Origin of the sequence: Variovorax boronicumulans (genome assembly GCF_030812215.1) — a bacterium.
In the GTDB taxonomy this organism is placed as follows: Bacteria; Pseudomonadota; Gammaproteobacteria; order Burkholderiales; family Burkholderiaceae_C; genus Variovorax; species Variovorax boronicumulans_C.
Genome location: NZ_JAUSSG010000012.1, coordinates 171,163 through 198,009, shown reverse-complemented (window position 1 = coordinate 198,009; position 26,847 = coordinate 171,163). Strand labels below are relative to the sequence as shown.

At 62.5% G+C, this 26,847-nt stretch carries 23 protein-coding genes, 1 tRNA gene and 1 pseudogene; 9 read left to right on the top strand and 16 right to left on the bottom strand.

The window, feature by feature from the left end:
• The 4 genes from J2W23_RS27805 to J2W23_RS27790 all read left to right on the top strand — a co-directional run.
• The coding region (locus tag J2W23_RS27805; protein WP_307651053.1) for a DUF2345 domain-containing protein at nucleotides 1–783 on the top strand (783 nt) is incomplete at its 5' end.
• Nucleotides 784–790: 7 nt separating this feature from the next.
• Complete coding sequence (locus tag J2W23_RS27800; RefSeq protein ID WP_307651052.1) at nucleotides 791–1,741, top strand: DUF4123 domain-containing protein; 951 nt, start codon at nucleotides 791–793, stop codon at nucleotides 1,739–1,741.
• A 50-nt stretch (nucleotides 1,742–1,791) separates the two neighbouring features.
• Nucleotides 1,792–4,521, top strand: coding sequence for a T6SS effector BTH_I2691 family protein (locus J2W23_RS27795; protein WP_307651051.1), 2,730 nt, complete (start codon nucleotides 1,792–1,794; stop codon nucleotides 4,519–4,521).
• On the top strand, nucleotides 4,518–5,243 hold the full coding sequence (locus J2W23_RS27790; RefSeq protein ID WP_307651050.1) for a putative type VI secretion system effector: 726 nt from the start codon (nucleotides 4,518–4,520) through the stop codon (nucleotides 5,241–5,243). The genes J2W23_RS27795 and J2W23_RS27790 overlap by 4 nt, the downstream gene beginning before the upstream one ends.
• 34 nt (nucleotides 5,244–5,277) lie before the next feature.
• Here the strand turns inward: J2W23_RS27790 and J2W23_RS27785 are convergent, their stop codons facing one another.
• The 5 genes and pseudogenes from J2W23_RS27785 to J2W23_RS27765 all read right to left on the bottom strand — a co-directional run bounded on the left by J2W23_RS27785 (nucleotide 5,278) and on the right by J2W23_RS27765 (nucleotide 10,332).
• Nucleotides 5,278–6,942 (bottom strand): Ig-like domain-containing protein, encoded by a 1,665-nt coding sequence (locus J2W23_RS27785; protein WP_307651049.1) that lies wholly within the window; start codon nucleotides 6,940–6,942, stop codon nucleotides 5,278–5,280.
• 541 nt (nucleotides 6,943–7,483) lie between these two features.
• On the bottom strand, nucleotides 7,484–7,993 hold the full coding sequence (locus J2W23_RS27780) for a GNAT family N-acetyltransferase (protein ID WP_444875753.1): 510 nt from the start codon (nucleotides 7,991–7,993) through the stop codon (nucleotides 7,484–7,486).
• A 6-nt stretch (nucleotides 7,994–7,999) separates the two neighbouring features.
• Nucleotides 8,000–8,557: pseudogene (locus tag J2W23_RS27775) on the bottom strand (HD domain-containing protein); the annotation flags it as partial.
• Between the two features lie 74 nt (nucleotides 8,558–8,631).
• The gene (locus J2W23_RS27770) at nucleotides 8,632–9,597 is read right to left on the bottom strand and encodes a bifunctional enoyl-CoA hydratase/phosphate acetyltransferase (protein WP_176656096.1); all 966 of its coding nucleotides are present in this window, start codon (nucleotides 9,595–9,597) and stop codon (nucleotides 8,632–8,634) included.
• Nucleotides 9,598–9,756: 159 nt separating this feature from the next.
• Nucleotides 9,757–10,332: a helix-turn-helix domain-containing protein gene (locus J2W23_RS27765; protein ID WP_307651048.1), complete on the bottom strand. Its 576-nt coding sequence runs from the start codon at nucleotides 10,330–10,332 to the stop codon at nucleotides 9,757–9,759.
• 283 nt (nucleotides 10,333–10,615) lie between these two features.
• On the opposite strand from J2W23_RS27765, the gene J2W23_RS27760 reads away from it, so the two are divergent.
• Nucleotides 10,616–10,888, top strand: coding sequence for a hypothetical protein (locus J2W23_RS27760; RefSeq protein WP_307651047.1), 273 nt, complete (start codon nucleotides 10,616–10,618; stop codon nucleotides 10,886–10,888).
• 36 nt (nucleotides 10,889–10,924) lie between these two features.
• Here the strand turns inward: J2W23_RS27760 and J2W23_RS27755 are convergent, their stop codons facing one another.
• Together J2W23_RS27755 and J2W23_RS27750 are read right to left on the bottom strand one after the other, a co-directional pair.
• Nucleotides 10,925–12,802 carry a DUF2075 domain-containing protein gene (locus tag J2W23_RS27755; protein WP_307651046.1) on the bottom strand — a complete coding sequence of 626 codons (1,878 nt, stop codon included), beginning with the start codon at nucleotides 12,800–12,802 and terminating at the stop codon, nucleotides 10,925–10,927.
• 1 nt (nucleotide 12,803) lies between these two features.
• Complete coding sequence (locus tag J2W23_RS27750) at nucleotides 12,804–13,217, bottom strand: nucleotide pyrophosphohydrolase (protein WP_307651045.1); 414 nt, start codon at nucleotides 13,215–13,217, stop codon at nucleotides 12,804–12,806.
• Between the two features lie 244 nt (nucleotides 13,218–13,461).
• Between J2W23_RS27750 and J2W23_RS27745 the strand changes: the two genes are divergently transcribed.
• The gene (locus J2W23_RS27745; protein ID WP_307651044.1) at nucleotides 13,462–14,661 is read left to right on the top strand and encodes a restriction endonuclease; all 1,200 of its coding nucleotides are present in this window, start codon (nucleotides 13,462–13,464) and stop codon (nucleotides 14,659–14,661) included.
• A gap of 58 nt (nucleotides 14,662–14,719) precedes the next feature.
• Here the strand turns inward: J2W23_RS27745 and J2W23_RS27740 are convergent, their stop codons facing one another.
• The 9 genes from J2W23_RS27740 to J2W23_RS27700 form a co-directional block, all read right to left on the bottom strand.
• Nucleotides 14,720–15,670, bottom strand: coding sequence for a sce7725 family protein (locus J2W23_RS27740; RefSeq protein ID WP_307651043.1), 951 nt, complete (start codon nucleotides 15,668–15,670; stop codon nucleotides 14,720–14,722).
• Nucleotides 15,671–15,717: 47 nt separating this feature from the next.
• Nucleotides 15,718–16,584: a sce7726 family protein gene (locus J2W23_RS27735; RefSeq protein WP_307651042.1), complete on the bottom strand. Its 867-nt coding sequence runs from the start codon at nucleotides 16,582–16,584 to the stop codon at nucleotides 15,718–15,720.
• A gap of 173 nt (nucleotides 16,585–16,757) precedes the next feature.
• A tRNA-Thr gene (locus tag J2W23_RS27730) sits at nucleotides 16,758–16,833 on the bottom strand.
• A 25-nt stretch (nucleotides 16,834–16,858) separates the two neighbouring features.
• Nucleotides 16,859–17,875 (bottom strand): class 1 fructose-bisphosphatase, encoded by a 1,017-nt coding sequence (locus J2W23_RS27725; protein ID WP_176656107.1) that lies wholly within the window; start codon nucleotides 17,873–17,875, stop codon nucleotides 16,859–16,861.
• A 31-nt stretch (nucleotides 17,876–17,906) separates the two neighbouring features.
• Nucleotides 17,907–20,612, bottom strand: a complete 2,706-nt coding sequence (pepN, locus tag J2W23_RS27720) for an aminopeptidase N (RefSeq protein ID WP_307651041.1) — start codon at nucleotides 20,610–20,612, stop codon at nucleotides 17,907–17,909.
• The gene (locus J2W23_RS27715; protein ID WP_307651040.1) at nucleotides 20,599–21,285 is read right to left on the bottom strand and encodes an HAD family hydrolase; all 687 of its coding nucleotides are present in this window, start codon (nucleotides 21,283–21,285) and stop codon (nucleotides 20,599–20,601) included. The genes pepN and J2W23_RS27715 overlap by 14 nt, the downstream gene beginning before the upstream one ends.
• Before the next feature lie 3 nt (nucleotides 21,286–21,288).
• Nucleotides 21,289–22,393, bottom strand: a protein-coding gene (gene prfB / locus J2W23_RS27710; protein WP_176656110.1) for a peptide chain release factor 2 whose coding sequence is annotated in 2 segments (ribosomal slippage) — nucleotides 21,289–22,311 and nucleotides 22,313–22,393 — 1,104 coding nt in all. Because the reading frame shifts where the segments join, the coding sequence is not laid out codon by codon here.
• A gap of 102 nt (nucleotides 22,394–22,495) precedes the next feature.
• Complete coding sequence (locus tag J2W23_RS27705; RefSeq protein WP_307651039.1) at nucleotides 22,496–23,266, bottom strand: SIMPL domain-containing protein; 771 nt, start codon at nucleotides 23,264–23,266, stop codon at nucleotides 22,496–22,498.
• Nucleotides 23,267–23,395: 129 nt separating this feature from the next.
• Nucleotides 23,396–24,208, bottom strand: a complete 813-nt coding sequence (locus J2W23_RS27700) for a MetQ/NlpA family ABC transporter substrate-binding protein (RefSeq protein ID WP_307651038.1) — start codon at nucleotides 24,206–24,208, stop codon at nucleotides 23,396–23,398.
• Between the two features lie 236 nt (nucleotides 24,209–24,444).
• Here J2W23_RS27700 and J2W23_RS27695 point away from each other — a divergent pair, with 236 nt between their 5' ends.
• The 3 genes from J2W23_RS27695 to J2W23_RS27685 are packed head-to-tail and all read left to right on the top strand — an operon-like array spanning nucleotide 24,445 to nucleotide 26,825.
• Nucleotides 24,445–25,317 carry a methionine ABC transporter ATP-binding protein gene (locus J2W23_RS27695; protein ID WP_307651037.1) on the top strand — a complete coding sequence of 291 codons (873 nt, stop codon included), beginning with the start codon at nucleotides 24,445–24,447 and terminating at the stop codon, nucleotides 25,315–25,317.
• Complete coding sequence (locus J2W23_RS27690; protein WP_307651036.1) at nucleotides 25,310–25,972, top strand: methionine ABC transporter permease; 663 nt, start codon at nucleotides 25,310–25,312, stop codon at nucleotides 25,970–25,972. The genes J2W23_RS27695 and J2W23_RS27690 overlap by 8 nt, the downstream gene beginning before the upstream one ends.
• Nucleotides 25,973–26,003: 31 nt before the next feature.
• On the top strand, nucleotides 26,004–26,825 hold the full coding sequence (locus J2W23_RS27685; protein WP_307651035.1) for a MetQ/NlpA family ABC transporter substrate-binding protein: 822 nt from the start codon (nucleotides 26,004–26,006) through the stop codon (nucleotides 26,823–26,825).
• Nucleotides 26,826–26,847 lie beyond the last annotated feature (22 nt).

Genomic DNA, 26,847 nt, shown 5'->3' with positions numbered 1-26,847 from the left:
ACGAAACAGGCCGAAGAACTCGCCACTTCGCTGGCCAAGAGTGCGCAGACGCAGAAGGCGCAGATCAAGGGTGAAGAGGCACCGGACAAACTGCCCGCCATCGAGGCACTGAAGCACGTGGCCGACGTGCTGGGGGCGACGCAGGAAGGCAGCGCGGCGCAATCAGGCGGGGGCGAGATCAAGACCACCGAAGGCGGTCAGGGCAGTGTCACCGCCTACAGCGAGCCGCACCTGCAGTTCAGCGCGCCGATGGGCATCGGCTTCGTGACGCCGAAGGAGGCGATTGCCGTCAGCGGCAAGAGCACGGCCATCGTGGCCAATCAGGACATCGACGTGCCCGCGCAGGGGCAGATCGCGGTGAGCGTGGCCAAGGGGGTGAGCCTGTACACCTTGGGGGCGAAGGCTGGCGAGGGCGGTGAACCTAACCAGGAGAGGGGCATTGCGCTGCATGCAGCCAGCGGCAGCGTGACGCTGCAGAGCCAGAAGGGCGCGACGAAGATCGCGGCGGACAAGAAGGTGACGATCGCCAGCACGACGAAGAACGTGGATGTCGAGGCGCCCACGCACGTGCTGCTGACCAGCGCGGGGGCGTACATCAAGCTCGAAGGGTCAAGCATCAAGATCCATGCACCAGGGAAGGTGACGTTCAGGGGGATGCACAACTTCGTCGGGCCGGCGGGAGACAGCAGCAGCAATTCGTTGGGCGAGGCCAGCTATCAAGGCTGCAATCCCAGCGTGGAGAGTGCAGCGGCGCAGCAAGATCCCACCGTGACGCTGGGCTGAAGCCAAGATGATCGACACCTTGGAGCAAGCCACGCGAATCAGCCTCGACCTGCATGCGCAGATCAATCCAAGGCCGAATGCCGACTGCATGTTGCTTCTCGACGCGGTGCCGCGTCCGATCACGGAAGACGATGCGCTGTGGGAGCGTTACTCGCAGATCGAGCAGACCCGTGTCAGGCTTTCGTATCCGAACGTGAACCCCTCGCATTTCCCCGTGCTGGTGCCTTTGTGCATTGCGCAGTTCGAAGACAGTGTGTTGCTCGAACAAAGTGCCCAGGATGCGTACGAAGAATTGGCGCCCGAGGCATTGCAGTCCGGTACGGGCCGCCGGATATCCGGATGGTTGACGAGCCGGGCGTCGATTGCCACGGTGGCGCGGCATCTGGCGTCGGTCATGCTGCAGCACCCGTCGCCTTTTGGACTGGCCACCTGGCTGCGATTGCAGGACCCCGCCACGCTGTGGTGGCTCTGGTCCTTTCTCGCGCCGACTCAGCGCAGTGCCTTGCTCGGCCCCATCGAGACCTTCTGGTTGCTCGACCCGGCCGGCCGATTGACGGCGCTGCGAAATGATGCGGCCGGAACAACAAGCGATGCGCCGGCCGCATTGCAGCTGAGTCCCGCGCAGTGGCAGGACATCGCCTGCATCGGACCGCTCAATCTGGCGCTTCGCGAATGGGGGCAGGCTCAAGCTGTCGGCGAGCGCTTTGACAAGCTCTGCATGGGTGCGCACGCCGCCGTGCGCCGTGCGCAGGCCGCCGGATTCAACGATCGGCGCGACCAGGCCGCCTATGCGCGGTATGCGCTGGAGATCCATCCGCAATTCGATGCGCATGCGCTGGTACAAGCCAGGCTGGCAGGGCGCAACGCAGACGACTACTTCACCGGCCTGGTCGACGACATCGACGAGCAGGCGTGGCAGCGCATCGCGCATGAATGCGCTCTGGTCGCCACCAGCTGACACGCAGCAGCGACGGCAAGGCCAGGCCTCTCAGGAATCAAGGGAAATCAATGCCACCCAATCCCATCAACCTTTGCGAGCAATGCAAGGCCACTGGCCTGCCCATCCTGCCCGTGCGCTATGCGGTGGTGCCCAAGAACATCAACCCCGCGTTGCCGGCATGGGCCAGTGGCGATCGGGTGACGAGCGTGGCATTGGGCGATGACTTCCAGTACGCATTGCGCACCCTGCGCACCGGTTTTCTCTACCTGTTCTATGCCAAGAACGCGCGTGGATCGAAACAGTGGGAGTGCTATGCAGTGGGCGAGGACGGCAGCCTGATTCGGCAAGCCGACCCGCAATCCGCACAGCCCCAAAGTACGCCGAAACTCTCGTGCTCGCGGCACGGCAGCGTGAACACGCAGGTTCACTACCTCGTGATCGAGAAGCCCGAGTCGTGCGGCGCCACCTGGATCGCCTACAGCGAATACAAGTGGAGCCAGGAGACCCTCAAGGAGTACGAGACCAACACCAAGCTGCGCAACAAGCGCATGCAGACCATTCAACCGCCGGTGATGGCATCCGGTGCCAAGCACAGCCACGGTCAGATCGTCGACAAGGCCACACTCGAAACGGTGCTGGAGTACGCGCCATCGACGCCCAGTGCGCCATTGCCATTCAACAGCAATGTCGCGCCCCTGAGCAACGAAGACGGCAGCTACAGCGCGGCCAGGCTCGCGCAGATGAGCACCCGCTATCCCTGGCACCTGCGCACCGGCATGGCCGACGCGACGGCCAAGCACATGGAGAATCGCGGCCAGCGTACTGACACGCCGAAGAAGCCGAACAAGCCGCACGTCTTGGCACTGTGGGATGCCATCGGCGTCACGCACGAACTCAACGGCTTCCGAAACGATGCGGCCGGGTGGATCAAGAAGTATGGAATCGAGCGCCAGCTGCAAGCCGATGCACTCAACACCTACGACGGTCTCAAGAAGGTCATCCAGGATCGGGCGCAGACGCAGGCGGAGGAATACATCCGCAAAGGCGTCGAAGACGGGCCGCTTCAGGAAGGCATCAAGGAGCTGGAAGAAAAGCTGAAGTACTCGCCGGACGACGAATACCTGCGCGGTCAGCTGGAGCAGATGCGAGCTCTCACTGCGAGCCTGAAAAAGTCCGCACCGGCGACTGCCGATGCATTCGGAAAAAGTGCACGCGAGCAGGCTTGGCCCAAATACCAGGACCGGATCGATCCGAAGGCCCTCGACAGGTTCAAGAAGCAGCTCAAGCAGTTCGAAGCGCAAGCGGCAGCCATCATCGACCGCCGCACGATTCCGCTCGTTCACTGGCTCGAGGCCCCGCTCCTCCTGGATACCCTGAATGACTTTCACGGCCAGAACATCGAGGACGGCCTGTTGTTCGGGGAGGCCGTTGGCGAAGCCATGTTCGGCATCGGCTCATGCAAGGCGGGCGCGCAAAAAATCGATGCCTGGGTCCGGGAATGCAAGGCGTCGGTCGAGACCAATCTGCTGTGGCGCGTGGTCGCGCTCAATCAGAAGAGCGCCAGGGCCGAACTGGATGCGGCGTTGGCGGAGGCCAAGCAGCACAAGGAGCACCAGAGCCTGGCCACAACGCTGACCTGGGTCAACTACACCAACAAGAGCCTCAAGGCCTTTGCCGATATCTACAAGAAGGCGCAGAGCGTCTTCGACGGGAACACGAAGGCTGCATCGGAAGCGGGGTCGGTAGCCTTCGGTGCCCGCCTCAAGCACATCAACATGCGCGGAACCGACAAGTTCGCCATCAGCGTGGGCGATGCGGTGTTTCGGTACTTCCGCATCGACAAGCTGGCCGACTACGCGAGCGAGAAGATCATTCAGCACATCTTCAGCATCCGTGCCTTCGTGAACCCGGCCGATTCGGCCAACCTGATCCTGAAGCAGGCCGAAGCCGAAGGGCTGCTGCGCGAACAGACCCTCAAGCGGTTGCGCACCGCACGTGCCTTTCTCGCCGCGGGCACGCCCGAAATCAAGAGCGCCCAGGCCGATGCCCTGCGCGCCGAATGGCAGAAATTCAGGAGCAGTGGCAGTGAGTCATCGCGCAGCGCCATCAAGGATGCGCGCCTGGCATTGGTGGTCGGTCTCATCGAAGGCATGAACTTCGCCAAGCTGCTGGCGGATTGCCAGCAGAAGAACGACATGAAGAGCTGGTTCAGCCTGGTGGCCTCGGGCATGGCCATCACCAGTGCCATGTTCGACATCGGTGCCACCGTGGCCAAGAACCTGCCGAGCATGGGCAACGCGAGTTGGGGGTATCAAGCGCTCAAGACATGGGGTGGCGTGTTGAGCTCGGGCGCTTCGTTCATTGGAGGCGGGTTGGATTTGCGGGATGCAGGGAAGAGCGGCAAGGACGGCTATTCGGCCCTCTATTGGCTGTATGTCATGAAAGGTGGCCTGGGCATCGCGTCGGGCGTCATGACGCTAGCCGTAACGTTCACCTACTCTGCCCCCTTCATTGCCCGGATCACAGGCAGGGCGGTCATTGGCATTGCCGTGCGCAACGTCGGCGCCCGCGCCGCCGCCTTCATCGGTCTTCGCGTCCTGGGCATGGCCGTGGGCGGATGGATCACCGTTGGCGCCTTTGCGATTCAGGTCATCATCTGGTGGGTCACCCCCGATGCGCTGGAGAAATGGATCGACCATTCGGCCTTCGGCAAGAAGCGCAGCACTGGCGGCTACAAGACCGCCGAGGCGCAAGACAAGGCGCTGCACGAAACGTTGAAGGAAATGGGTTTTCAATGACAACAACACCTCAGCCTGAGGCAGGCCTCGTCAAGCTGACCGGCACCATCACCCATTACCGGTGCGCGCGCGCCGAGGCGAGCTTCGTGTTCACCGACAGCGACCGCACGGCGCTCGGCGTGGTTGCCATCGCGGCCGGCATCGCGGGCCTGAGCGGACAGGCTATTGCGACGGCCGCCAATGCCACGGCGACCGAGGAAGAAGCCGATTACGTGGAGTTCGAACTCGATGGCAAGCCCGTGAAGGGTTGGGTGTGGCGAAGCCCGTTCAAGGAGGGCGATCAGGTTGAGGTGGTTGCCGAGTGGCGAGACGATCACTATGAAACAGCAGGCATCGCGAGACCCGTAGACCGCATCGTTGCGCTGTATCCGCATTGCTCTCGGGGAAAAGCGCGGCACATCAAAAATGCGGTCAAGTGGTGGTTCTTCGGCGTTTTGATATGGCTGGTTTTCATTGCATTTCTGGTTTTCCTGACGGCAGAGGATTTCCTTCCCACGATGGCGACAGGATTTCACTATGCCGCTCTGGGCTCCTACGCATTCTTCGGGCTCATGACCATCAGCCTTGCGCGCAAGTGGATGCCTTTCGTCCGGTTGGCGCAAAAGGTCTTCGCAACTCTTGGCTGGCCCAACCCCGGCGAGATCGATCTGGTCAAGACATCGAAGGCGCAACGCAAGCCCGGAGATCCCGGCGAATACGGCACCTTCTATTTCAGATACTGACCCACCTGATGCGCGGGCGGCCGGTCACTCACCCTCAAGACCCACTCCGCTCCCGCAAAGCCACAGCCGTCCGCACCTTCGGCACGACCACCGCCGCTGGTGCAGCAGCCTGCGTCAACAACTGCTCCGCCACATCCTTCTCCCCATCCTTCATCGCCAACGCCCGATACGGCGTGACCTGCGCATTCACCTGCATGTTCGCCGACACGCTCGCGACATTCCCCATCGCATCCACCGCCCGCGCCTCGATGCTCGCGTACCCCGCCGCCCCAGGCGTCCAGTTGCACGTGTACGGCGCGGTCTTCACCGTGCACAGCGTCTTGCCATCCACGATGAATTGAAGCTCCGCAATCCCTGAATTCGCCTGCGCCGCAGCGGAAAGCGTCGTCGTCTTACTGACCCCCGTCGCCGCCGGCACCGCCACCGACACCACCGGCGGCGCCATATCCGTCGGCGCATTCACCATCACATTCGCAGTCGCCATCGCCGAGTTGCCCGCCGCATCCACGCCGATCACCCGAATCGTTTGCATGCCCGGCGTCATCGGCGTCCATGTACAGGTGAAGGGGGGCGCTTCGAACGTGCAGATCGGAATGCCACCGGCCCCCGCCACCTTCACGCCCCACACGCCCACGTTGTCCACCACGGCCGGTGCGATGGTCACCGGCTGCCCCAGCGTTGCCATTGCGGGCGCCGAGACCGACACCGTCGGCGGCACGTTGTCCACGCCGCCGAGCGACATGTCGATGGTGAACGTCGATTGCCCCTTCACCGCCTTCTGCTCGAACGCATCAAAGATCGTGAACCAGCTCGCCGTCGGCGAACGCCCCGGTGCCGAGGCCTTCACCAACAGCGTCGACTTCGCGCTGTTGAAGCAGGTGAAGCCGCACGCCCAGTCGAACGCAAAGCGGCCCGCCTCATCCGCCACGCCCTGCGCGAGCAACACCATCGGCTGCTCCGTCGACGTGCCGGCATTGCGCCACACCGATACCTGCGCGCCCGGCAATGCGGCGCCCGTTCCGCGATCGGTGATGCGCACCTGCGTCGCCGTCGTGCCCGCCATGAACTTCGACGTGCCGTACTTCGGCCAGTCGCTCCAGTCGGTGTTGATGTTGGCCTTGGTCCCTTCCGTGAAGCGGATCATGTTCAGCGTGATGACACGGTTCGTCGCCGGGTCGCGCCGCTGCTCGAACACCGTGCCCAGCAGCGGGTCGAGCCGCCAGCTCTGGCGTGTCCACCAGTAGCGGTCGGTGTCGCTCATCAGCGCCAGGTCGGCCTGCGGTGCGGTGCCGGTGGTGTCTTTCACTGCCGAGGCGTTGTAGTACTCGCCCGCGCCGGCGCCGAACACATGCTCCAGCTCGTGCAGCAGCGTCTTGAGCTGGCGGCCCAGGTAGTCTTTTTCGGTGGATTCGGGCGCGGCCTTGGTGATGGCGCGCGAGAGGCGCAGCGGGTCGTGAATCGCGATCCAGTTCAGGTTCCAGGCCACGCCCTTCTGCGGAAAGGTCCAGCTCGCAGCGAGCCCGCCGTGGCTGTAGCCCTTGGTCGATTTCGAGATGCACACCACGATCTCGCCGTTCACCAGGCCGCTGTGGCTGCATTGCGGGGCCGCGGCCGGGGCTATCAGCTGAAGGTCGTTGACCGGGTCAAAGACGAAGCTGCGGACCGTCTCGCGAGTGAACACCGTGTTGACGTCGGCCACGTACTGCGCCAGGCGCCGGCCCGCTTCCGCGGCACCGATGTCGTCGGCCAGTTGCGGATCAACAAACAACTTCAGCCGATGAACGCTGGGCGGCGCCTTGCCGACTTCGTTCAGGCCAGCCGAGGCGTTCGAGCCGAGGAGCATGGCGCCACAGCAAAGCACCAGACCGAGGCGACGCGCACCTGCATACAGCGATAGAAAAGCGCGCATCGACCACGTGGAGTTGTTTCAAAAGTGTAAGTTTAGTGTGATAAATGCCTTAAAAACATCTGTTACTTACATTAATGAAACATATTTCGTGTGTTTTTCGCCACGTTTGAGTGTGCTTGCGCCAGCTTGCTGCGTGCTCCGTGACGCGCTTTCAGGCCTTGCCTGTGAGGGGCCAAAATCCGCAATTCGCTCCCGCACCAAGGCGGCGGGCAAATGCAGCACTCGGCCCTGCTCGCGGACAAGGAGCGCGCATGCGACGCATGTTCCTGAGGGCGCTCGGGCAGCCGCCGCAGGCGATGGCTGCGCAGGAACGCGTAGATCGGCGCGGCGGCTACTGCGTGGCGTTGAAGGCCTCGTGATAGCTCACATCGCCGGTGGGCCACGCGCCGCGAAAACAAACCGCCTGGAAGTACTCCGCAGGCACGCCGGGCAACACCAGCCCCGCGCGCACGACAAAGCCGAAGCGCGCATAGAACGCCGGATCGCCCAGCACCACGCACCCCGCCGCACCCGCCTCTTGCAGGCGGGCCAGCGCAGCCGTCATCAGCTTTGCCCCGATGCCCTGGCCCTGCCGCCCCGGCAACACCGAGATAGGCCCGAGCCCATACCAGCCCTCGGCCGCTGAAGAAGAAGCAATCGACACCGGCGACACCGCCACATGCCCGACGATTTCTTCTTCACCCACCTGCGCCACCAGCGACACCGTGAGCTGCCCCGCCCGCCGCAGCGCGTTGACGATGAACTGCTCCGTATGGCTCGTGTGCGCCGCATTCGCGAACGCGGCCACGGTCACCTGCTCGATGGCTGCCGCATCCGCCGGCCGCTCCTCGCGAATCAGCAGCGGCACGATGCGCCGCCGCGTGTCGTCGTCGACCAGTTCGCGCAGCGCGCTGAAGAGCGGCGCGGTGCCCGTGTGCTTGCGGCCGTAGCCGAGGTTGAAGGCGTAGTCGAAATCGTCGGGGTTCGCGCCCTGGTTGTGCTGCAGGATCGTCTCGAGCTTGTCGAGCGCCTTCACCGCCTTGGCTTCGGGCGAGGCCGCGGCTTCGTACTCGTCCCACAGCGCGAGCAGTTCGCCGCGCAGCTTGCTGTCGAGCGGGGCCATCAGCGTGAGCAGGTCGCGGCGCTCGCGCTCGCTCTTGTCGGGGTGCGCGCCCTGGCTCACCGCAGGAATGTCGCCGTGGATCGCCTCGCCCAGGTCGTGCACCACGCACAGCTTGAGCACGCGCAGCAGGTCGAGCCCGGCCAGCTCTTCTTCAAATGCCATCGCCATGAGGCACAGCCGCCAGCTGTGCTCGGCCGTGCTCTCCGCGCGACCGGAGGAGGTGCGGCCGCTGCGCAGCACGTCCTTGAGTTTTTCCGCCTCGCGCAGGAAGGCGAGCTTGCCCTTGAGTTGCTCGATGTTCATCGCGGGAGATCGTAGGCAGGCGATGGGGCGATGTCCACGCATGAGATATGCGTGACGGGACGGTGACTTGCTTGCTACCCCACCGCCTTGATCAACCGATCCTTCCCCGCCTTCACCAGCATCGACGCCACCGCACACGACGCCAGCCGCGCCGATTCCGAATCCGCGCGGCTCGTGAGGATCACCGGCACCTTCGTGCCCAGCACGATGCCCGCCGCATAGGCGCCGCCCAAAAAGGTAAGGCTCTTGGCGAGCATGTTGCCCGCGTCCAGGTCGGGCACGATCAGCACGTTGGCGCGGCCGGCCACCGGCGAGACGATGCCCTTGATGCGGGCGGCCTCGGCGTCGATGGCGTTGTCCATGGCCAGCGGCCCATCGAGCTGCGCGCCGGTGATCTGGCCGCGGTCGGCCATCTTGCAGAGCACGGCGGCGTCGAGCGTGGAGGGCACCTTGGCGTTCACCGTTTCGGTGGCCGAGAGAATCGCCACCCGCACGGCGGGCATGTGCAGCGCATGCGCGAGGTCGATGGCGTTCTGCACGATGTCGACCTTCTCTTCGAGCGTGGGCGCGATGTTGATCGCCGCGTCGGAAATCACCAGCGGCTGCGCGTGGCCCGGAATGTCCATCACGAAGCAGTGGCTGATGCGCCGCGAGGTGCGCAGCCCGCCCTCGCGCCGCACCACCGCGCCCATCAGCTCGTCGGTGTGCAGGCTGCCCTTCATCAACGCATCGACCTCGCCGCGCAGGGCCATCGCCACGGCGGCGTCGGCCGCGGCGTGGCTGTGCGGCGCATCGACGATGGTGAGGTGCGAGATGTCGGCGCCGGCCTCGCGTGCCGCGGCCTCGATCTTTGCGCGCGGGCCGACCAGCGTCGGCGCGATGAGGCCCAGCGCGGCGGAGGCGAGCGCCGCTTCGAGCGACACCGCGTTGACTGGGTGGACCACCGCGACGCGCAGCGGGGGGAGGGCGCGGGCGGCGGCGATCAGGCGGTCGTAGTGCGGATGCGGGGCAGCGAGAGGAGACGAGGAAGAAGACGCCATGCGGGCTCCGGAAGATGGGTGAGGGGCAGACGACGGGCGGACGAGGCCGCAAGCGAGGAGTTTGCAGCATCCCCATGAAGGGCCGGGCGCCCGCGGCCCGCCCCTCCAGGCAGTGCCGCCATCGGCGTCATGTCATCGTCAACATCATCGTCATCATCATCAAAGCGTTTCGACCAACCGCGCCGACGTCCCATCGGACAGCGTGAGCCGCGTCCATCGGCAACGGCTCTGCGCAATGGGCACGAGCGGCGAACTGTTGGTGCCCGTCGCGAACTCCAGCGAGGGCGGCGCGAGCGCATCGCGCCAGCCGATGCCGTCGAGCATCGCCTCCTTGCCCGCGATTTCCGGCGTGGCATAGCGCCAGAGCGAGCGGCCCAGCAGCAGCGAGAGCGGCGCGCCGAACTCGGCGGCCCTGCGCGCGGACGAGGCCAAGAGGCGATGCGTGATGTCGCACACCAGATGCACCGGCCGCGGGCTCTCGTTGACGAGCCTGGCCAGCGCGTGGTCGGCGGCCGCATCGAGCCGGGCCGACAACAGCGCCTCGGCGCGTGCGCGCTCGGCGGGCTCCATCGCCTGCGTGCCGGACTCCCAGCGCGAGATCGTCGATTGATTGACGTTGAAGAGCTCGGCCGCGTGCGATTGCTTCACGCGATGCAGCAGGCGCCAGCGCTTGAGCGCTGTGCCCAATGCGGGATGCGTGGCGGGGCTGACGGGGGTGATGAGTGCGTCTTGCATGTCGGTCGATTCATTGCCGGTTTATTGCCGCGACGGAAGGCATTTTGTTTTGGTTTGCCGATGTGGGCAAAGTTGGCGCGATGCGCAATTTGCTCGCTGCGCAAGTGCTCCGTTGAAGCGCTTCTGTTCTTATATTTGTCGACCGCCGCGCCTCACGGCGGGACATCGAAATGCACACCGCAGCGATGTCGATGTGAGGCAGAAAAGGCGACGGCCAAGGTGCGCTAACACCATGGCCGTCTGACCAATCAACGTGCACTAACTTTGCAGGAAAGCACATCAAATGGCTGATCGAATTATCGCCGGGCAAAACTCGCCCACCTCCCACGACGCAACTTGGGGCCCGGACGCGTCGGACATTCTTGAGAACAAGTTGACCCAACTGCAATCTCTGCTGCACTGCTGCTACGGGGATGAGCAGGAGTTGTTCGAGGCGATTGGGGCGAGGCATCGAGGCAACCTCATGTGGATTGGGGCGGATTTGGCGGACGACATCGCCCGGCTCACGCAACAACTCTTGAAGAGACTCCAGGCGCTAGATCAGCAGAAGGCCTGAAGGATCGCGGTGGGCATCGTCCCCCATCTCCGATCCTCATGCCGGGACCGCAGCTATCGCACCGGGTGACAGCCGGGCGCGGAAATAAGCTGCGGTCTCTTCGTCGCTGCAGTAGACGTAGCACCCCTTCATGCCTCGCGTCATCAACGTGCGGTAGGTGTTCTTGATGATGAGGTCGGCTTCTGCAGCGGCCTTTTTAGGATCGGCCTTGGCCCGAACCTTGTAGCCGCGCAATGTCTTGTCGTACCGGTCTCGTGCCGCTGGCACGGTGTTGACGTTTCCATCGCGCACGATCAGGTCCGGCCCGATGATCACCCCGATGTAGTCGACCTCCAGCCCTTGGCAGGTGTGGATGCAGCCGACTTCGTTGATCGAGTTCGGCGCAATGATCCACAGGCTTCCATCGACATCGAGGTTCCAGCGCTTGCGGTAGTCACCGATGACGATGTCGAAGGCCCTCGGGTCTTTCTTGCTGGTCCACGGCCAGCAATAGCCGGCCACGACACGCGCGGTGCCTGACGTGTTCTTCGCCGTGATCGATGCGTGAAGCTCGTCAGGCGTGCTGAAAACCTTGAAGTCGAACTCGGCGGGAGTGAGCGTCTTGTTCGCGGTCGGTCGAACGTCCAGCGTGTCGTCCAGCCATGCGATGTAGCCGTCTGAACCACTGCACCTGAACTGAGATGCCAGTTCGTGTTCCGACACCTCCGCGCCCCTGCCGATACCGAAGTCGCGAATGGTCTTCTTGGTGCCGATGTCGCCCAGCGTCACGCGCTGGTCCTCGTCAATGAAGAACACCGTGCACTTGGCGGCGGCGATGAGTTCCTTGACTTGGTTCTCGCCCAGGTTGCCATACAGGCCGCTCTTCTCGTTCAGGCGATGAGCCTCGTCCACGATCAGCACGTCGAACTGGTCGGCGGGCGTGTCGATGAAACCACCAGAGCCCGTGAAGAGATTGGAGTAACGCGTGCGCGTCATCGTGCCGGCGAGCTTGGTCTCGTAGACGCGCCTCGGCGCGGCGTTCTTCGAGACGTACTTGCAGTTCAAACCAGCGGTCATCAGAGTGACGAGTGCATTGATGGCAAGGACGGTCTTGCCAGTCCCCGGCCCGCCTTCGACGATCACCACCTTGGGGCTCGCGCTCGATGCAGCTCGACCTGCGGCCAGGATGTTCTCGTACACCTCCTTCTGGTCGTCGATCAAGATGAACTCTGCGTTTCCCTTCAGCAAGCCCGCAAGGCTGTCGCTGAGCGCCTTCGATGGCCTGATTCGGCCATTCACCAATTCGTAGAGCACGCTCGGGTCGCCGAACTTGATGTGCTGCTTGATGAAGTTGCGTAGCAAACCTCGCTCGGACTCGCCTCGGAGGAACAGCGGCGCCTTCGCGATGTAGCCGGCATAGTGGTCCGAGTCGATGACGCCATCGCGTTCGTAGTTGTGGAGGTACGCGCAAGCCTGAACCGAGATGCCCCCGGAATAGACGGCTTCGTTGAAGCCCTCCATCAACGAGGCATAGGACCACGCTTGGTACGAGGGATGCACGACCTCTCGGTGTCCTCCACCAAGATAGGTGCTCACCAGTGCGTCCTTGGTCGAGGCCTTCACCTTGTCCCACTGCTTGAGCTCGACGATCACGACGTTCTTCGACTCGTCGTGACCCCGGCCGGTCAGGCTGATGTCGATGCGCTTGGAACTTTGCGGGATATGAAGCTCTACAGCCACGCCGACGTCGTTCGGGATTTCCGAATCGCTTAGGACCTTCGACATGTAGCCAAGTGAATCCTTCCACGACCTCATCTCTGCCGCTGGCACCTTGCGGCCGGTGGCGCTGAAGTACTTGGCGAGGATGACGTCTTCGATGTCCCTGTCGTTGTTGTCGCTGAGAAACTGCTTCTTGTCGGCCTCGTAGACGATCACGTCAATCCTTCCTAGATTCGCCGGCTTCGGGCTGGCCGTGCTTCTTGCTGCTGCCCCGGACCTTGTCTGCGGGATAGCGCATAGCGTTGTCCTTCAGCTTCTGCTGGACTGCAGCGTCAAGGTCTACGCCCAAGACCGAAGAGAGGCGCACGAGGTAAAGCAGAACGTCCGCAAGCTCGTCTTGCACGGCCTTTGCGGTTTGGGCGTCTCGGCCGGCCTCTTTGGAAGCGGCCTCGGACATCCATTGAAAGATCTCGTTCAGTTCGCCGACTTCGCCCGTCAGCGCCATCACCAAATTCTTGGGTGAGTGGAACTGCGCCCAGTCGCGCTCGGTGGCGAATTGATCGAGCTTCGCGGCGAGTCGGGCGACATCGACGAGGAGGGCGCCTTGCCCTGAACTGCCTTCCTCGGTCACACGCGTTCTCCTGGTTTGCCCGAGTCCGTGCGGAGCTGGGCGCGAGCGTTCAGACGGGATTTCATGAAATGAGTGTATCTAGCGCTGAATCGCCATCGGCAGATTCCCCTCTGAGAAAAGTCTGGACGCGGCCCGAAATCGGTCAAGATTGTCAAATCTAATGCTTGCAGGCATATCGCGAGGAATGGTTCTGGCCAGGCTTCTCGACTCCGCTCTGGCTGCCCCTTTGACCTCCGCTTTGACCATGACCCGCATATTCAGCTTCGAGGACTTGCCGACTGCCGACCTTGTGGTGGATGCGATCTATGAGGGAGGGAGTGCTGGCAACACCGGCAGTGACCCAATCTCCAAGCTCCTTCCTGGCGTTGGCAATCTCGGTGGTTTTCGAGCTTCGGGTTCGGGCGTGAAGAAGAAATTCGTCGTGCTCTATTCGAGCGGCGAGGAAGGCGATTGGCCCGATCGCCTGGATTTGAATACCGGACAGTTCGTGTACTACGGCGACAACCGCACGCCGGGCCACGACCTTCATGACACGGCGAAGCGCGGGAATCTCCTTTTGAAGGCCGCGTTCGAGAAGGCACACGGCGATGCAACGAAGAGGGCGGAGTTACCGCCTTTCTTTGTCTTCACGAAGACTCCAACCGCGAAGAGCAGTAGGTCTGTCCAATTCAAGGGGCTCGCCGTGCCGGGGTTTCCCGGTCTCCCCATGACGGAGGACTTGGTTGCCGTGTGGAAGACAACCTCGGGGGAACGGTTTCAGAACTACCGCGCGGTCTTTACTGTGCTCAATGCAGCCACCATTCCGCGCGCGTGGATCGACAGCCTCATCTCGCAAGAAAGCGCCTCGGCAACCGCCCCCAGTACGTGGCGCTCTTGGGTTGAATCGGGCGCATACAGCCCACTGACCTCTGAGCCTACGAAGGTGATCCGAACGGAGAGTGAGCAGACGCCAGACACCCCGCTCAAAGCCGCGATCTTGGAGCGCGTCTGGACCCACTTCAAAGACTCGCCTCTCGCTTTCGAGTCGTTCGCTGCACGGATTTATCAGCTGACGGATCGGCGCGTGATCATTGATGAGATCACCAGAGGCAGCGTCGATGGTGGGCGGGACGCGATAGGCAGATATTTGCTCGGACTAAGCGGCGACCCGGTTTACGCGGAGTTCGCGTTGGAGGCGAAGTGCTATCGCCCTGCATCGAATGGCGTGACGGCAAATACGGTGGGTGTCCGAGAAACCGCGCGCTTGATCTCGCGTATCAGACATCGGCAGTTCGGCATCTTGGTGACGACGTCGGTAATTGCTCGACAGGCTTATGAAGAGGTACGGAGCGATCGGCATCCGATCGTTTTTATTTGCGGGAGAGATATCGCCGATATCCTGATTCAAGCCGGGTACAGCTCTATAAAGCGAGTTGATGAACTGCTCAAAGAATGGCTGAATTAATTTTTTGAACGCCAACTCTTTTTTGAGCGTTGCGGCGCATTATTCATTCGAGGCTGACTTAAGTGTCCGCTATGGTTTCCAGCATCAATCGTATGTGGTGATGAATTTGATGCTCTTTGTTTTTTCCTAGCCCCGGAAAAGTTCCGTCTTCTACGTGGCGTTGAAACTCCGAGATTGCCGAATTAAAGCCAAATTCCTTTGGTCGATCTGCAACGGCCAAGGTGAGTTTGCCAGCAGCGTCTAGGAACTTTGCGCCAATATCTCCAACACTTCGATCGGTTTCGTCTGATACAAAATGCTCAATCCAAATATCGCCGGCTTTATTTCGATAAGTCGGATGTATTGCTATCGCTCCAGGAGGCCCTCCGCCAATGTCCAAGTTTCGACCTACGGTAGCGTAATCTCCGATACCTGCAATACTCTTCCCTATTAGTTTGTGGCGATCGGTGAAAAATTCACGACCAGAATAATCTGCGTTACGCGGTAGTTTGTTGAAATGATCGCGCAAATCAATTGTTTTCTTTGAGGGGATTGCGCTCCACTGATCGGTAGTGATCGACTGGTCCATTACCACGTGGAAAATAATCTCTGGCGCTGCCGCCAAGTTTTTCAATTCTGCAGGACTTAAGGTTGGACTGTGATATGCGAGTACAACAGGTCTGTTTTTATAGAGGTTGAAAAACTTCTTCGCTTTTGCAATCGTTACCCCCGCATGAACTCGATAGGTGGGAAGTAAGTTTGGGTGTTTGCTAAACAAATCTTGAAGACCTGCCCTGAATGCTTCAGATCTAGCGCCGCCATCATTGAATTCATGGCGGTAGGGGTTTATAACGACACCAAGCGGTTGATTCGATTTGGCATAGGCTTCCATGCATCGACGAAGTGCCGCTAGATCGGTGACTACTGGCTCAGTGATCGGAAGGAGCCGCGATAGATCTCCCCCTTCAGCGAGTACAGCTCGAAGCGCAAGTAACTCCGATCCGCGTGCGAAAAGATATGGGCTATACATCTATCAACTCCTCATTTTGAGTGAGGAATCCTAGCCCTATAAATTAATCAATTATCTAGCTGAAAACCCTTGGAAAGTGAAATCATTAGTTTACTTTGTTGAGCAGAGTTTAACGGTGTTGCGTAGCCGAGGACTCGTAAGTGGCTGGGCAAAGTTGATATGAAGTCTACAAAAGATTGTTTGGTAAATCGTGCGCGCATCGCCGCTAAGTAAATAGCGTGAGCGTCTGATTTGGGAATGCTTTCGAATAATTTTTCGCAGTGACTCGCAATCAAGCCATTGGGGCGATCAATGGGCCTGTGCAAATATTTTTCCAAGGCGGGCTGATACTCGCTTCTTCTCAAGACTCTAAACATCGAGCGAGCATCTAGACTCTCTGTATTGCTCGATGCTTCTCGAATCATGCGGAGAGAGCCGCTGTGATTTAACGCAAGAATTCCAACTCGCTTATCGCAAACGTCTGCATAGTAAGTGCTGAGCTCGGGTGCAGTAACTAGAAATACGCGATCAAAAACTCTTAAGTAATCGGGTGTTTGAGTAATCAGGCGGCGCGGCGAATCAAGTTTGGTTTTTATTTCGTACGCCGTTGAGGTGCCGTTGAATATTGCAAGATCAACTATGGAATTTCCCACTGGGAGTTCAACCGATAGAGAGCAAGTTCTTGGGCTGTGCCGACCAAACACAATTCGATTGGTAATTGCCGCTTTGAAGAAATATTCGTTACGATAATGGCTTTCAATTATTTTGAATGCCTCCGCGAAAAATTCACCCACAGTGAATTTTGACGCGATGCCTTTGGCATTTTTCAGAAAAGAAAATATTTCTGCTGGAGGCTTGCCGTTAGCCAATGCTGCGATCGTTGGCCTTGTGAAGGCTCGCGCGCAAAGTCGTGCTGTTTGAATATCTACTTGCATGTTGGATCAGCTTCCGTCCGGCTTTTGGCGCGCATGCTACCTTAGCTTTGCAAGCCCGTGATGGGTGCTTTGTGGTGTTCTTGGCTGAATCTAGCTTCGTTTGGCTCACCCGTCGCGTAACTTGAGCTCAAAAGCAAAAAGCCCGCCGTCCTGAGGACAGCGGGCTTTTAATTTGGTGCCGGAGAGATGAATCGAACACCCGACCTTCTCATTACGAATGAGCTGCTCTACCGACTGAGCTACACCGGCGAAGCCTCAGATTATAGCCACCTCATCAGGCCTTTTCGGCGTGGTACTGGGTCAAACGCTCAACTTCGTTACGCGAACCCAACATCACGCTCACCCGCTCGTGCAGCTTGGTGGGCTTCAGGTCCAGGATGCGCTGCTTGCCGTTGGTGGCCGCGCCGCCGGCCTGCTCGACCAGCCAGCTCATCGGGTTGGCCTCGTACATCAGCCTTAACTTGCCGGCCTTCTCGGGCTCGCGCTTGTCCCACGGGTACATGAACACGCCGCCGCGCATCAAGATGCGATGCACGTCGGCCACCATGCTGGCAATCCAGCGCATGTTGAAGTCCTTGCCGCGCGGGCCTTCCTTGCCGGCCAGGCACTCGTCGATGTAGCGCTTCATGGGCTCGTCCCAGTGGCGCATGTTGCTCATGTTGATCGCGAATTCCTTCGTATCCGCCGGAATCTGGATGTCTTCCTGCGTCAGCACGAAGCTGCCTTGCTCGCGGTCGAGCGTGAACATGGCCACGCCGTTGCCCACGGTCAGCACCAGCGTGGTCTGCGGGCCGTAGATGCAGTAGCCCGCGGCCACCTGTTGCGTGCCGGCCTGCAGAAAGTCGGCCTCCTGCACGCCGGGGGTGTCGTCGGGCTTCTTCAGCACGCTGAAGATGGTGCCGATGCTCACGTTCACGTCGATGTTGCTGCTGCCGTCCAGCGGGTCGAACATCAACAGGTATTCGCCCTGTGGGTAGCGGTTGGGCACCACGTAGATGCTGTCCATTTCCTCGCTGGCCATGGCCGCGAGGTGGCCGCCCCATTCGTTGGCCTCGATGAGCACTTCGTTGGCGATGATGTCCAGCTTCTTCTGGATCTCGCCCTGCACGTTCTCGCTCTCGGCCGTGCCGAGCACACCGCCCAGCGCGCCTTTGTTGACGGCCTGGCTGATGCTCTTGCATGCACGGGCCACCACTTCGAGCAGCAAGCGCAACTGGCCGGGAATGAGGCCGTCGGCGCGCTGTTGTTCGACGAGGTAGCGGGTGAGGGAAATCTTCTGTTGTTGAGCCATGTGCTTTTCGTGTTCCTTGCTTGCTGCTTGATCAGTTACCGGCCAAAGCGCGGGTAACGACTTCGTGGGTGTCTTTGCTGAGGTCCGGCTTGGCGGCCACGCGGGCGATGGCTTCGCGCGCGGCGCTGCGGTACGGCTCGGCCAGCTTGCTCCAGCGGTCGAGCGCGCGCGCCAGGCGTGCGGCCACCTGCGGGTTGATGGCGTCGAGCTCGATCACGCGGTCGCTCCAGAACACATAGCCGGCCGCGTCGGGGCGGTGGAAGGCGCCAGGGTTTGCGCTGCAGTAACTGAAGATCACGCTGCGCGCGCGGTTCGGGTTCTTGAGCGAGAAGTCGGGGTGCTTCATCAGCTGCTTGACCAGCGGCAGGATGTCGCCGCCGCGGTCGCTGGCGCCGGCCTGCAGCGAGAACCACTTGTCGATGACCAGCGCCTCGTCCTTGAAGATGGCGTGGAACCGTGCAAGCGCCTGCGCCGCGAGCGTGTGGCCCGACGACACGAGCGCGTTGAGCGCGTTGAAGCGGTCGGTCATGTTGCCCGCGTCCTTGAAGCGCTGCAGCGTCTTGCCGGGCCAGACGGTGTCGCCCGAAGCGCGCGCCGCCAGGCACAGGAAGTTGAGCGCCATGCCGGCCAGCGCGCGGCGGCCCGAGGAGGTCGGGTCGGGCGTGTAGGCGCCGGTGTCGTGGTTCTCTTCGTACACCTGCTCCCAGTCGGCAAAGAGGGCGGTGGCGAGCTGGGCGCGCATGGCTTCGCGCACCAGGTGCACGCGCTGCGGATCGACCACGTCGAGCTGTTCGGCGATGTAGGTTTCCGACGGCAGCGTGAGCACCAGCTCCTTGAAGGCGGCGTCGAGCTGCGGGTTGCGCAGCACGCTGCGCATGGCGTCGATGTAGGCGTCGTTCAGCACCGGGGTGGTGTCGGTGGCAAGGGCCGCAATGCCTTGCAGCGCGGCGCGCAGGCCCAGGCGCTGGCCGGCTTCCCAGCGGTTGAACGGGTCGGGGTCGTTGGCCAGCAGGGTGAGCAGCTGGGCGTCGGTGTACTCGAAGTCGAGGATCACCGGCGCGCTGAAGCCACGCAGGATCGACGGCACGGGTTCGGCGTCGAGGCCCACGAAGGTGAGTTGCTCGCCGGCACGCGAGAGCACGATGGTGCGGGTGCCGCGCGTCACGTCGCTTTCGCCTTCGAGCTGGATCGGCAGTTCGCGCCCGTTGGCATCGAGCAGGCCGATGTTCAGCGGAATGACGAAGGGCTCCTTGGTCGGCTGGCCCGGCGTGGGCGGGCAGCTTTGCACCACGCTCAGCGTGTAGCTGCGGTTCTGCGCGTCGTACACGCCGTGCGCCGCAAGGCGGGGCGTGCCTGCCTGGCTGTACCAGCGCTTGAACTGGGGCAGGAGGCGGGCGAGTTCCGAATCGGGGTTGGCATCGGCAATGGCCTGTGCGAAGTCGTCGCAGGTCACGGCCTGGCCGTCGTGGCGCTCGAAGTAGAGGGTGATGCCCTTTTCGAAGCCCTTGCGGCCGACCAGCGTCTGCATCATGCGAACGACCTCGGCACCCTTTTCATAGATGGTGACGGTGTAGAAGTTGCTGATCTCGATGTAGCTGTCGGGCCGCACCGGGTGGGCCATGGGGCCGGCGTCTTCGGGGAACTGGGCGGTGCGCAGAACGCGCACGTCTTCGATGCGTTTCACGGCGCGGGCCGAGGCGTCGGCGCACAGGTCCTGGCTGAACTCCTGGTCGCGGAAGACGGTGAGGCCTTCCTTCAGCGAGAGCTGGAACCAGTCGCGGCAGGTGACGCGGTCGCCGCTCCAGTTGTGAAAGTACTCGTGGCCGACCACGCTTTCGATGTTGCTGTAGTCCGCATCGGTGGCGGTGGCCTGGTTGGCCAGAACGTACTTCGTGTTGAAGATGTTAAGGCCCTTGTTCTCCATGGCGCCCATGTTGAAGTCGCTGGTCGCAACGATCATGAAGCGGTCCAGGTCCAGCGGCAGGCCGAAGCGGGTTTCGTCCCACAGCACGGAGTTGATGAGCGAGTTCATCGCGTGCTCGGTCTTGTCGAGGTCGCCGGCGCGCACGTACACCTGCAGCAAATGTTCCTTGCCGTTGCGGGCGGTGATGCGCTGCTCGCGCGCCACCAGCTTGCCGGCCACCAGGGCGAACAAATAGCTGGGCTTGCGGAAGGGGTCGACCCACTTGGCGAAGTGGCGGCCCTCGGGCAGATCGCCTTGTTCGACCAAATTGCCGTTCGACAGCAGCACCGGGTACGCGGCCTTGGCGGCGCGCAGCGTGACGGTGTAGGTCGACATCACATCGGGGCGGTCGAGGAAGTAGGTGATGCGGCGAAAGCCCTCGGCCTCGCACTGCGTGAAGAACGTGTCTTCGCTCACGAACAGACCCATCAGCTTGGTGTTCTTGATGGGGCAGCAGGTGGTGAAGATCTCGAGCTCGAAGTCGCCTTCTTCCGCGTAGGGCAGGCCGTCGATGACGAGCTGGTCGCCTTCCATGCGGAACGAGGCGCCCTGGCCGTTGACGAGCACGCGCGCGAGGTTGAGCTCGTCGCCATCGAGCCGCAGCGGCTGGATGGGCGCGTCGGGGTTGCGGCGCAGGCGCATGCGGTTGAGCACGCGGGTCTTGGCGGGGTCCAGGTCGAAGGTCAGGTCGACGGTGTCGATCCAGTAGCCGGGCGCCGCATAGTCTTCGCGGCGAATGGCAATGGGTTGCCCTTGGGCATCACGCAGCATCATCGAGGGTCTCCAGAAAATTCGAATGGGCGAGTTCGTTGTAGTCGCGAACCGCGGCAATCACATGGGGGCCGGCAAGCTCGGCGGCGGTATGGGTGCTGCACACGGCCACGGCACGCATGCCGCCGCGGCGGGCGGCCTCGATGCCGAAGGGCGCGTCTTCGAAGACGATGCAGCGCTCGGGCGGCACGCCGATGCGCCGCGCGGCTTCCAGAAAGATCGCGGGCGTGGGCTTGCCCGAAAAGCCTTCGTCGCCGCCGACGATGGCCAGCGGCAGCGGGTCCATCTTCAGGCGCGACATCGCGAACTCGATGTTGTGCTTGTCGCCCGCCGTGCCCACCGCCACCTTGAGGCCGCGCGCCACGGCGGACTTGGCGAAGGCGGTGAAGCCCGCCACCTCGGTGAAGTTGTCGCTGAACATGGCGCGGTAGATCTCTTCCTTCTCGTGCACCAGCACCTGGGCTTCGTCATCGGAGAGCTTGCGCTCGAACAGCTCGTGCATGCACTCGACGCCGGTGCGGCCCGTGGTGCGCGCGAGGATGTCGCTCACATCGAGCTTCAGCCCATGGCGCGCCACGAACTCCACCCACGAGCGCGCATGCCAGGGCATGGAGTCGATCATGGTGCCGTCCATGTCGAAGATGAAGGCTTCGACCTTGCCGTGCGTCAACGTCATCGGTTACACGCCTTGCTTCAAAGAGGCTTCGATGAACACATCGAGGTCGCCGTCGAGCACCTTCTGCGTGGCCGAGACTTCGACGTTGGTGCGCAGGTCCTTGATGCGGCTGTTGTCCAGCACGTAGCTGCGGATCTGGTGGCCCCAGCCCACGTCGGTCTTGCTGTCTTCCAGCTTCTGCTGCTCTTCCTGGCGCTTGCGCATCTCGTGGTCGTACAGGCGCGAGCGCAGGCGTTTCCACGCCACGTCGCGGTTGCTGTGCTGGCTGCGGCCGTCCTGGCACTGCACGACGATGCCGGTCGGAATGTGCGTCAGGCGCACGGCCGAGTCGGTCTTGTTGATGTGCTGGCCGCCCGCGCCCGAGGCACGGAAGGTGTCGGTGCGCACGTCCGAAGGGTTGATCTCGATCTCGATGGAGTCGTCGATTTCCGGGTACACGAAGATCGATGCGAAGCTGGTGTGGCGCCCGCCCGAGGAGTCGAACGGCGACTTGCGCACCAGGCGGTGCACGCCGGTTTCGGTGCGCAGCAGGCCGAAGGCGTAGTCGCCCTCGACCTTGATGGTCGCGCCCTTGATGCCGGCGGTGTCGCCGGGCGTTTCGTCTTCGATCTGCGTCTTGAAGCCCTTGCGCTCGGCGTACTTCAGGTACTGGCGCAGCAGCATGCTGGCCCAGTCGCAGGCCTCGGTGCCGCCGGCGCCGGCCTGGATGTCGACAAAGGCGTTCAGCGGGTCGGCCGGGTTGTTGAACATCCGGCGGAATTCGAGCTGCTTGATGTCGGCTTCGAGCGCGGCGGCGTCATCGGCGATGGACTGCAAGCCGTCCATGTCGCCTTCTTCCTTCGACATCTCGAAGAGCTCGGAGTTGTCCGAGAGGCCGTTGGTGAGCCGGTCGAGCGTGACGACCACGTCGTCGAGCGACTTCTTTTCCTTGCCCAGTTCCTGGGCCTTCTTGGGGTCGTTCCAGACGTTCGGGTCTTCGAGCGATGCGTTGACTGTCCTCAGTCGTTCAGCTTTGGCATCGTAGTCAAAGATACCTCCGTAAATCGACCGTGCGGGCGCTCAGGTCCGCGAGCATTGCGCCGATTTGGTTGATCTGTTCTGCGTCCATGGGGTGTCCTGACTGTGTAGGGTTGGTGTTCGGGGGAACCCGGCATTTTCTCACGGGCGGCAAAGGCCCCTTGGCCGGTGCCGTTGCGGTGCGATCAGGGGGCTAATCGAGCTGGAAATCGACGCTGATCGTGGCCGTCACGCTGATCTGGCCCACCGAGAGGTCGCCGTCCGCGCTGTCGCCGCCCTGGCCCCCGGAATTGCCGACCGACTGCACCGTGTTCTGCTGCATCAGGTTCTGGCCGCCCCGGTAGCTGCCGCTCCAGCCGCCCCAGCGCCAGCCGCTGTCTTCGCTGATCCGTACGGCCCGCCCGCGCTTCACGCCAAGCTGGGAGGTGAGGGCGTCGGCCTTCTCGCGCGCGGCCACCGCGGCCAGTTCGCGGGCCTTGTCGCGGTGCTTGCGCATGTCGGAATTGCGGAACTCGATGTTCTCGACCTGGTTGACGCCGACGGCGAACAGGTCGGTCAGGAGGGGCTCGAAGCTGTCGAGCCGGGTGATCTTGATGCCGATGCTCTTGTGCGCGCGGTAGGCCACGGGGGTGATGCGGCTCACGTTGGTGTCGAAATCGGGCTCGACCTGGATGTAGTTGAGCTGCACGCTCTTCTCGGGCACGCCGTGGCGCTTGATGACCGCCAGCGCCTTGGCGATGCGGTCGCTGTTGTCGCGGGTGGTGGCCTGCAGGCTCTTGTCTCGGCTCTCGACGCCGATGGTCAAGAACACCTCGTCGGGCGCCACGCGGACGGCGGCCGTGCCGGTCACGCTGATCTGTCCGGGGTTGGCCTCCGTGGCGCGCTGGGCAAAGGCGGTGGTGGAGGCGGCGGTGAGCAGCGTCAAAGCGGCCAAACCGGTGGCGAGGCGCTGTTTCGAAAACATGGTTTCTTCCCTCCGTGATCTGTTGGAGCCCGGAAGATACCTGCAGACCGCATGCCCAGAAAGCAAAAAGCCCCCTGGGCGCGGCGCGGGCGCACAGGGGGCAAGGGACAAATCTATCGCGCGCGCGGATCAGAACGCCGGCACCAGCGAGCCCTTGAACTGGGTCTCGATGAAGCTCTTCACCTCCGGCGACTGGTAGGCCGCCACCAGGCGCTTGGCCCAGGGCTTGTCCTTGTCGGCGCGGCGCACGGCGATCAGGTTGGCGTAGGGGCTCTTGGGCGATTCCTTGATCACCGCATCTTTGTTGAGCGACAGGCCCGCCTTCTCGGCGTAGTCGTTGTTGATGGAGGCGATGGTCAGGTCGTCCAGCGAGCGCGGCAGCTGGGCCGCGTCGAGCGCCACCAGCTTGAGCTTCTTGGGGTTGGTCACCACGTCCAGCGGCGTGGCGTTGTTGTTCTTCACCGCCTCGGGCTTCAGCGTGATGAGGCCGGCCTGTTGCAGCAGCAACAACGCGCGGTTGCCGTTCGACGGATCGTTCTGGATGCCGACCGAGGCGCCCTCGGGCAGCTGGTCGATCGACTTGATCTTGCGCGAGTAGAAGCCCAGCGGCGCGGTGATGGTCAGGCCCACGGGCACGATGTCGAAGCCGCGTGCCTTGTTCTGGTTGTCGAGGAAGGGCTGGTGCTGGAAGGCGTTGGCGTCCAGGTCGCCCGAAGCCAGCGCCGCGTTGGGCAACTGGTAGTCGTTGAACACCACGACCTGGATGTTCAGGCCGTCCTTGGCGGCGACCTTCTTGACCACTTCGAAGATCTGCTCGCCGTTGCCGACGGAGACGCCGACCTTGAGCGTGTTCTTGTCCTGCGCGAAGGCGGTGCTGCCGGCGAAAAGTGCGGTGGCCAGTGCGGCAAGGGCCAGGGTGCGGCGGCGGAAATTGCTGTGCATGTTGTTGCGCGAAATCAAAAAATGAAGGCGCGAATGTGGCATTGCCCGGCGCATTTTGGAACGAACCAATGCGCATATCGATATGGCGTTCTCCGCCAGCGTTTTGAAATGCTTATGTGCTTTCGTGCATAAGCAAGCGCCGATTTGTTCGTTCCCTTTTGGCGCCGTTCTTTTCATACTCGGCACCTTTTTGCGAACTCCGCGACCGGCTTTCACGCTGGCTGCGCCTCTTTTCCATGACCAACCATTCGCCTGATACGGCCCGCGGCGACGCGGAGCAGCCGGTCATCCGTCTTCAATCGGTGCAGAAGTCCTTTGCCTTGCCCAGCGGCGAGGTGTTCGATGCCGTGCAGTCGCTCTCGCTCGACATCCACCAGGGCGACGTGTTCGGCCTGATCGGCAAGAGCGGCGCCGGCAAATCGACGCTGCTGCGCCTCATCAACCTGCTGGAGCGGCCCGATGCGGGCAAGGTTCTCGTCGGCGGGCGCGACCTCACCACGCTCTCGCGCCGCGAGCTGCGCGACACGCGCCAGAACATCGGCATGATCTTCCAGCAGTTCAACCTGCTGCAGAACGCCACGGTGTTCGACAACGTGGCCTTCCCGCTGAAGATCCACGGCCGCCACTCCAAGGCCGAGATCAACACGCGGGTGCGCGAATGCCTCGACCTCGTGGGCCTTGCCGAAAAGATCGACACCTACCCGGCCCAGCTCTCGGGCGGCCAGAAGCAGCGCGTGGCCATCGCCCGCGCGCTGGCACCGCGCCCGCAGGTGCTGCTGTGCGACGAGCCCACCTCGGCGCTCGACACCGAAACCACCCGCGCGCTGCTCGAGACGCTGCGCGACATCAACCAGAAGATCGGCGTGACCATCGTGATCGTGACGCACGAGCTTTCGGTGGTCGAGGTGCTGTGCCGCAACGTGGCCATCCTCGAAAAGGGCCGGCTGGTCGAGCAGTTCGCCGTTGTCGATGCGTCGGGCGAAGAGCGCAAGACCGCGCTGGGCCGCGAAATCGACGAGCTGGTGCGCCGCCGCGAGCGCGAGGCGCGCCTGCCGGTCGAGCCGCGTTCCTCATCCGTCCGCAATGCCGAGGAGGTGGCCTATGTTTGAGAACATCGTCCCCATCCTTCCCGAGCTCTGGACCGCCACGGGCCAGACTTTCATGATGCTGGCCATCGGCCTCTCGGCCGCGGTGCTCATCGGCGGGCCGCTGGGCATCCTGCTGTTCCTGCTGGGGCCGGGCCAGTCGCTGGAGAACAAGCCGGCGTTCCTGGTGCTGAACTGGCTCGTGAACACGGTGCGTTCCTTCCCTTTCATCATCCTGCTGGTGGCGCTGGTGCCGTTCACGCGGGTGATCGCGGGCACCTCCATCGGGCCGCTGGCGGCCGCGGTGCCGCTGTCGTTCGCGGCCATTCCGTACCTGGCGCGCCTGGTGGACCAGTGCCTGCGCGAAGTGCCGCGCGGCGTGATCGAGGCGGCGCATGCCATGGGTGCCTCGGAACTGCAGATCGTCGGCCGCGTGCTGTTGGTCGAGGCCCGTTCGGGCCTTGTGCTGGCGCTGACGGTGCTGGCCGTGAGCTTTCTCTCTTACTCGGCGGTGGCCGGCGTGGTGGGCGGCGGCGGCATCGGCGACCTGGCGATCCGCTACGGCTACTACCGCTTCCAGACCGACGTGATGGTGCTCACCGTGGCGCTCTTGGTGGTGCTGGTACAGATCCTGCAATTCGTGGGCAACACCACGGCGCGCAGGCTGGACAAGCGTTGATTTTTTCCTTTTCCCTCTCTTTGCTCATTCCATGAAAACCGCATTGCTGCGCCGCTCCGTCCTCGCCCTGTCCCTCGTCGCGCTGTCGTTCGGCGGCCTCTCGCTGGCGCAGGCGCAAGACGCCAAGAAGAACCTCGTGATCGGCGGCACCGCCGGATCGAACTACGACCAACTGAAGTTCGGCATCGTGCCGATCCTCGAGAAGAAGGGCTACAAGGTGAAGCTGGTCGAGTTCAACGACTACGTGCAGCCCAACCTCGCGCTGGCCCAGGGCTCGCTCGACGCCAACTTCTTCCAGCACCAGGTCTACCTGAAGAAGTTCTCGGCCGACCAGAAGCTGGACCTCGCCGAACTGGTGCAGGGCCCGATCGCGCCGCTGGGCATCTATTCGACCAAGCGCAAGACGCTGGCCGATGTGAAGGAAGGCGACCGCGTGACGCTGCCGAACGACCCGAGCAACCTGGCGCGCGCGCTGGTGCTGCTGGAGCAGAACAAGCTCATCACCATCAAGGCCGGCGTGGACCCGATCCGCGCGTCCGAAAAGGACGTGGCCGAGAACCCGAAGAAGCTCAAGTTCATTCCGCTCGAGGCCGCGCAACTGCCCCGCTCGCTGGGCGACACCGAGTACGCCATCATCAACGGCAACTTCGCGATCTCGTCGGGCCTGAAGCTCACCGAGGCGGTGGTGCTGGAGAAGACGCCCGACTACTACCTCAATGTGGTCGCGGTGAAGTCCGCCGACAAGAACTCGGCCTGGGCCAAGGACATCGTCGAGGCCTACCACTCGAAGGAATTCAAGACGGTGGTCGACACCAAGTTCCAGGGCTACGCCAAGCCCAGCTTCCTGCAGTAATCCGACCCCGACAAAGGACGCC